At 63.7% G+C, this 6000-nt stretch carries 8 protein-coding genes; 4 read left to right on the forward strand and 4 right to left on the reverse strand.

Annotation, left to right across the window (positions count from 1 at the left end; all coding sequences use genetic code 11):
* Positions 1-46: 46 nt before the first annotated feature.
* A complete protein-coding gene (locus ACLQ2Q_RS21655; protein ID WP_425823871.1) occupies positions 47-412 on the forward strand; it encodes a nitroreductase/quinone reductase family protein in 366 nt (121 codons plus the stop codon).
* Positions 413-585: 173 nt separating this feature from the next.
* Positions 586-984 (forward strand): VOC family protein, encoded by a 399-nt coding sequence (locus tag ACLQ2Q_RS21660; RefSeq protein ID WP_425823857.1) that lies wholly within the window; start codon positions 586-588, stop codon positions 982-984.
* Between the two features lie 193 nt (positions 985-1177).
* On the opposite strand, the gene ACLQ2Q_RS21665 is transcribed toward ACLQ2Q_RS21660, so the two are convergent.
* On the reverse strand, positions 1178-1507 hold the full coding sequence (locus tag ACLQ2Q_RS21665; protein WP_425823859.1) for a hypothetical protein: 330 nt from the start codon (positions 1505-1507) through the stop codon (positions 1178-1180).
* Positions 1508-1878: 371 nt separating this feature from the next.
* On the opposite strand from ACLQ2Q_RS21665, the gene ACLQ2Q_RS21670 reads away from it, so the two are divergent.
* Entirely contained in the window at positions 1879-2373 is a 495-nt protein-coding gene (locus ACLQ2Q_RS21670) for a hypothetical protein (RefSeq protein WP_425823861.1), read from the forward strand.
* Here ACLQ2Q_RS21670 and ACLQ2Q_RS21675 read toward each other — a convergent pair.
* The 3 genes from ACLQ2Q_RS21675 to ACLQ2Q_RS21685 all read right to left on the reverse strand — a co-directional run bounded on the left by ACLQ2Q_RS21675 (position 2340) and on the right by ACLQ2Q_RS21685 (position 4907).
* A complete protein-coding gene (locus ACLQ2Q_RS21675) occupies positions 2340-2720 on the reverse strand; it encodes a hypothetical protein (protein ID WP_425823863.1) in 381 nt (126 codons plus the stop codon). The genes ACLQ2Q_RS21670 and ACLQ2Q_RS21675 overlap by 34 nt on opposite strands.
* Positions 2721-2963: 243 nt before the next feature.
* Entirely contained in the window at positions 2964-3365 is a 402-nt protein-coding gene (locus ACLQ2Q_RS21680) for a nuclear transport factor 2 family protein (protein ID WP_425823865.1), read from the reverse strand.
* A gap of 174 nt (positions 3366-3539) precedes the next feature.
* Positions 3540-4907, reverse strand: coding sequence for a right-handed parallel beta-helix repeat-containing protein (locus tag ACLQ2Q_RS21685; RefSeq protein WP_425823867.1), 1368 nt, complete (start codon positions 4905-4907; stop codon positions 3540-3542).
* A 459-nt stretch (positions 4908-5366) separates the two neighbouring features.
* Between ACLQ2Q_RS21685 and ACLQ2Q_RS21690 the strand changes: the two genes are divergently transcribed.
* Positions 5367-5756 carry a DUF1801 domain-containing protein gene (locus ACLQ2Q_RS21690; protein ID WP_425823869.1) on the forward strand — a complete coding sequence of 130 codons (390 nt, stop codon included), beginning with the start codon at positions 5367-5369 and terminating at the stop codon, positions 5754-5756.
* Positions 5757-6000 lie beyond the last annotated feature (244 nt).

Here is a 6000-nt window from a genome sequence, read left to right on the forward strand (position 1 = left end):
AGGAATCGATGCTGTCTTCAACAATGCTGTCGGGTGGCTTACGAAGATGGGACTGCCGCTGGCGGGCAGTCGTGTGCTGTCGGTGCGAGGACGAACGAGCGGCGAGTGGCGATCGACTCCGGTGAACCCGCTTCGCGTTCAGGGTCACCGGTACCTTGTGTCGCCACGCGGACACACGCAGTGGGTGCGGAACATCCGTGTCTCTGGTGAGGGGCGGCTCGCGAGCGGCCGACGAACGGAGGACTTCCGAATCGAGGAAGTTCCCGATGAGGAGAAACCCCCGATCCTCCGGGCCTATCTTCAGGCGTGGGCGTGGGAAGTCGGTCGATTCTTCCAGGACGTGGACGCCTCCTCTCCTGATGCAAGACTTCGTGAGATCGCTCCAGATTTCCCGGTGTTCCGCATCGTCTGAGCAATTGAGACTGTGGATCCTGGCCCGCGCGGCATCCGCTTGCGGGCGACGCGTTCCTTCGCAAAGACCGCACGGGACATCGATGGATCCTGACAGAGCATTCGGTCTGAGCAGACGTGTCGTCGCCCGTGCGCACTCGCGCGGCGGGCGTACGTGAGGTGCGAGGAGGCGCCGTGCCGATCGACCACCTCGGGTTGGGTGTTCCCGACGTCGAGGCTGCCAAGTCCTACTACGACCAGTTGATGCCGAAGCTCGGGTTTCAACCCTGCTTCGGCAACGGGTACTGCCCGATCGATTGGACTGGGGCGCAGCTTTTCCTCTACGAGGCCGGGGACAAGGAGGCGTACTTGCGCTATCGACCAGGACTGCAGCACATCGCGTTCCTGGTTGCCAGTCGGGCGGAGGTGGACACGATCTACGACTGGGTGCGTGACCGCGGCGACGAGGTCCTGCATGCGCCGCGGATCTTCCCGCAATTCGGCGCGCACTACTACGCTGTCTACTTCCTTGACCCGCACGGCTTCAAGCTCGAGGTGGTGTGTCCGACGGCCGAGAGCGAAGTGACAAGCTAGCGAGCGCGTCACCAATCGTTCGGACGGTGTCGGTGCCCATCCCCGACCACCGTGAAGATGAGAGAGCACAGCAGGATCTTTGGTGATCCGTGGAGCGTCACGCTCAAAGACCGGCGTCGGATGCAAGCCGGCCGGTGGACGAACCAGCACTGACCCGCTCGCTCCTGCGCCTTTCAAGCCGGCGGCTCGAGGCTCAGCTGGCGATGAGCCGTTGAAGATGATCGCTTTCCTGCTCCAGGACCTCCCCGGGTTCGCTGGTCTCCAACTGCCAACTGGTGGTCCTTCCACGCGGGCCTACGAGACGTGAGCTGCGCAAGGCGTTCTCGATGCGGTTGCGGGCGTCCTTCTCGAGCTCCGGCTCGACGGCGAACAGGGTGCGCAGCCGGACCAGATCGCCCGTCCTCTCCGCACGCGTGTGGTGCGGCGCCAGCGGGCACGGAGGGTCATGCTCCCAGTGGCCGCAGAGCGCGACGGTGATGGCCGCGCCAAGCGCGTCTGCGTCGCCGCCCGGCGCCATGGTCACCGTGGCATCGTGGGCGAATGCCTTGCGCGTCCAGGGTCTCTTCACCCCGCCATCTTCGACGCCCGCACTGCACAAAGCAACGTCTTCGCCGCTTCGAGCGGCGCAACGCGCTGCTGAGGGATCCTCATGCGAACACTCCCGCCTGCTGGTACACGGTCAGGCGCAAGGCGCGTATGAGATCGCCGGTGCCGTGAGTCAGTTCCGGTATTCCGGGTTGGGTTTGGCGGAGGCGGGAAGCAGTATCTGGCTGATGACGGCCGCTACGTCGTGGGCGGTGGCTTGCTCGCCGGTGAGAAGGATCTGTTGAAAAAGCACGGCTGCTCCGGTGCGCGCGAGCAGGGGGATGTTCCCATCGGTGGGACTTCGCCTCGTTGCTGGGCCTCGGCGAAGACTGCTTCGAGGACGGCGAGGCGTGGTGCGAAGACTTCATGGCGGATTGCCTCGTCGGCAGGTGGACAGTCTCCGGTGACGCTGAGGGAACCGAGACGTATGAGTGGGCCGATGGCGGGTTCTTCATCCTGCAACACATCGAATCAGGCGGCACCCATGGCCTGCAGGTCATCGATCACGAACACAAGTACGGCGACGAGCCCAGCGCCGATATCCGGTCCCGCTACTACGGCTTCGGCGAGGGCGAAACTCTCGACTACACCTGGGAGATCGCTAACGACACTCTCACCATCTGCATGGGCGAGAGAGGTTCCCCTCCTTGCTACGAGGGCACCTTCAATCAGGACGGGACGGTCCTGAACGGTGCATGGCACTACCCCGGTGGAGGCGGCTACTCGACCGTCTCCACGCGCGCCAGCGGACGGTCACGCCCGGCCCGCGCTCACTCGACCTGGATGTTGCCGCCCTCGAGGTAGCCGGCCCGCGTGTAGCCACCGTAGGCGCCGCCGGTGAGCGCGATGGCGAAGCCGTCCCCGGTGATCTCACCGACCGATCGGCCCGTCTCACCTTGATCGAAGACCAGGACCGTGAACGTGCCCGGCTCTTCGGTGTCCTCGCCCGGAGATCGGTACGTGCCCTCGAACTGGACCGCGGGAAGGCCTCCGTACAGTTCGGCCGCCTCCGAACACGAAGCAACCCCCTCCACAGGAAGGGGGTTTACCGTGCCGTGGAGCCGGATCTTAGGGAACTGCACCCCATCGATGATGCTCGGCTCATCGTGGTAGGTGATGTGTCCCGTGATCCGCACCCGGTCCTCTGTCATGTCGCAGGAGTAGTTGAACCCGAAGTTCGCTTGGCCCTGAAAGACACTGGCCGGCCCTCCTTCCAGGGGTTCACCGATGCGCCCGCCACCCGACGCCTTACACGCACTCAGCCCCGCCAGCATCACCAACGCCAGCGCTCCAGAAACGAGACGCCGAGCCATGGACCGGTATGACTCAGGAACCATCGACCCTTGCATGTTCAATCCTTCGACTCGTAGCGACGTGTTACCACAGGGCGGCGGTCACCAGCCTGGAACTTCAGCCGGCACGGCGGAGCGCCACGGAGCACGCCACTCCGGTGCTTCCCACCCCGCGCCGATGTAGATCCGCTCGCGTGAGATCAGGCCTTGGCGGAACTCCAAGAGCCCCAGACCAAAGGTCGTCGGGCCACCGTCGTAGGTCGCGGACAGCTCCACCACCGCAAGGTCATCGCGAATCGTGACGCGAAGCACCTCGAAGCCCACTTCCGCCGGGTACTGGCTGCGCCACGCGGTGAAAGCATCCCGTCCCTCGAACCTCTCCCCAGACTGGGGGAACTCGAGCACGGCGTCCTCGTGATACAGCTCCGTTGCGTGCTCGACGTCGCCGCCCGGCGTGCCGAAGTACAGCCGGAGCTTGGCTTCGATCATCGATTCGTCGACCACAGTGATACCCCTACGCGCCTAATTGCCGCTGCGAACGCACCGGGATCCGGATGCGCCCGCCGCCCGAACTTGCCACCGCTTAGCCGTTGCTGTCGCAGATCAGCCCGGCGGGTTCATCTGTCACGCAGTCGTTGTCGATCCAGGTGTTACGCAAGTGGGTCCCATCGGCCGGTGTCAGGTCCCCCGCGTCGGCGAGGACGTTGCCGTGCATCGTGTTGCCTGAATGGTGTTGTCTCTCGAGCTCGGCCCTAGAACGGCGATGCCGTACCAGCCGTTGTCGTAGGACAGATTCCCGCTGACCACGTTGTTCTGGTTGTTATTCAGACCGATCCCGTTGACACCGTTGCCGTAGGACGTATTGCCGCTGACCACGTTCTCTATGTTGTCCATGTTGAGAGCGATCCCATTGACACCGTTGCCGAAGGTGATGTTGTCCGCGATGATCCCTTTCTGGAGGGAACCCGCTTGCGCAACGATCCCCTGTAGCCTGGCGCCGGAAACCGTATTGCCTCGGATTGCGATATTGGTACTGCGAGCCTGCACGTCGGGCGTCACACCCTGGCTGCTGACCGCGATCCCTATGGTGGTTGTGTGAAGCGGGGCGCCGCCCTCGACCACGTTGCCGAGAACCGCCACGTCCGTGTTGGCCCTGGAGATCCAGATGCCGAAGCCCGTCGAGGCTGCGATGTGATTCCCGACGACCCGGACGGATTCGGAGTTCTCCACCCACATGCCGTGACTCCCGCTCTCGCGGATGGTGTTCTCCCGGACGGTCACATCCTCCGTTGGTCGGTATCCCCAACCCACCTCGAAGCCGGTGAAGCGGGTGCGGAAGACGGTGTTCACGTCGATGACCCCGTTCTCGAGACGCATGATCTGATTCGTCGTCGCCCACCAGTTCTCGCGCAGGCAGTTGTGGTCGACGCGGGTCCGCCGATCTCCGTTGCTGCCCAGCTCCACCGCAAGACCGTTCATGCGGAACACGTTGTGATGGAGTCGATAGCCGGAGTGATCGTCCGTGGCACGGACGGCGGGGACGAAGAGTTCATAAATCCCATCCATTGTGGCGACCTCGTCGATCTGGCCCTGGATGACCAAACCCGCGAGCTCTGCGCCGTCTGCATCCAGCGTGACCAGCGGCTCGCTCGGGTCGGTGCTGGCAGGTGCCGGCGGCTGAAGCACGGCGAGCCGGGTGGTGTCACCGAACTCCGCGACCGATGCCGGGTCGACCGTTAGGCAGTCGAGCTGGTTCACCCCTTCTACCGGACCAACGATCCGCACGCTCTCGGTGATGTGCAGCGGCTCGTCATACAGACCGGGGCACACTCGGATCGTATCGCCGTCGACCGCGGCTTCCAGTGCCGCGGCGATCGTTTCGTACGAGGCCTTGCCGCACTGCTGCCCGTCGTCGTCTACGACAAGGGGCGGCCGTGCCCACGCCGCCGAGCTACCCAGCATAGGTGACATGAGCGCGCCCAGCCCGACGGCGACGCCGATGACCCATCGCCCACGAACCTGCAACGAACGCATCTTCACCTCCATGACCATCCGCCCTACGCGCGTTCACCCGACCGAATCCGAACACACTGAGCAACGAGCCGGTGACCAGCATCTGTGCCGCGTGTCACGCAATTTGAGACGAATTGTGCCCCTCCTGTCCGCCCCAGGTCAACGGGTCAATTGCTTCCCACACAACAGGACTCATGGGGCACGGCGAAGCTGGCAACCAGCGCAAAGTCACAGCAACGGACTGGCCTGCGATTCCGCAGCGTGTCACGCAAGGTATCGCGTTGTGCGCACGGTTCATCCGGTTCCCTACAGAGCCCACCGGCGAGAATCGCCATGGTCAACCACATCGCCCACACCATCGTTGTCAGAGGCGCAACATCCTGGGCTGACACTGTCGGCGCGATCCCTATTGCGCACGGTGGAGGATCCCATCGCCCTGTGCGACCGACTCTGCCCATTGATTTGGTCGGGTCTTTTCGCAAGTATTCGCGCATGAGTGACAAGACCGATTCCGAGCAGATCGACGACATCATCGCGCGACAGAGTGATTGGAAGAGGGACGTACTGATCGCGCTTCGCGCTGCGATCAATGCCGCCGACCCGGCTGCCATCGAGGTGGTCAAGTACAAGAAGCCCTCCAAACCGGAGGGAGTTCCGTTTTGGACGCACGACGGCGACGTCTGCTACGTCGAGGTGCTGAAGAACGCAGTGAGGCTGAATTTCTCGAAGGGTGCCCGCATGAAGAGCAACGATTTCTTCAACACCCGACTGGACAGCAAAGTCGTTCGAGCCATCGATTACTCCGATGGAAGTCACGTGGACGAGGCGGCGGTTAAGGCGCTCGTGAAGGAGGCTGTGGAGCTCAACGTCGCCGCCAAGTGACCCCGCGGGGGAGAGCCGAACCGGCAAGCCACCTGGCACTGCCTGCCCCAGACGCCCCTGCGTAGACCGCCCGCGTCCCGACCGGCCCCGTGCGAACCCAGCAGTCTGCGCGCGACTCTCTGGAAACGGTCACACCCGCGAAGCAGTCGTTGGCTCCCGCTGAAGGATCCTTGGGTTCTTGCGGTGGTCGCAACACTTACTGAATGGAGAGTGTTGTGGCGGGCTTGGCTTTGAGGTTCCGTCT

This window comes from Microbacterium sp. DT81.1 (assembly GCF_049844955.1).
Classification (GTDB): domain Bacteria; phylum Actinomycetota; class Actinomycetes; order Actinomycetales; family Microbacteriaceae; genus Microbacterium.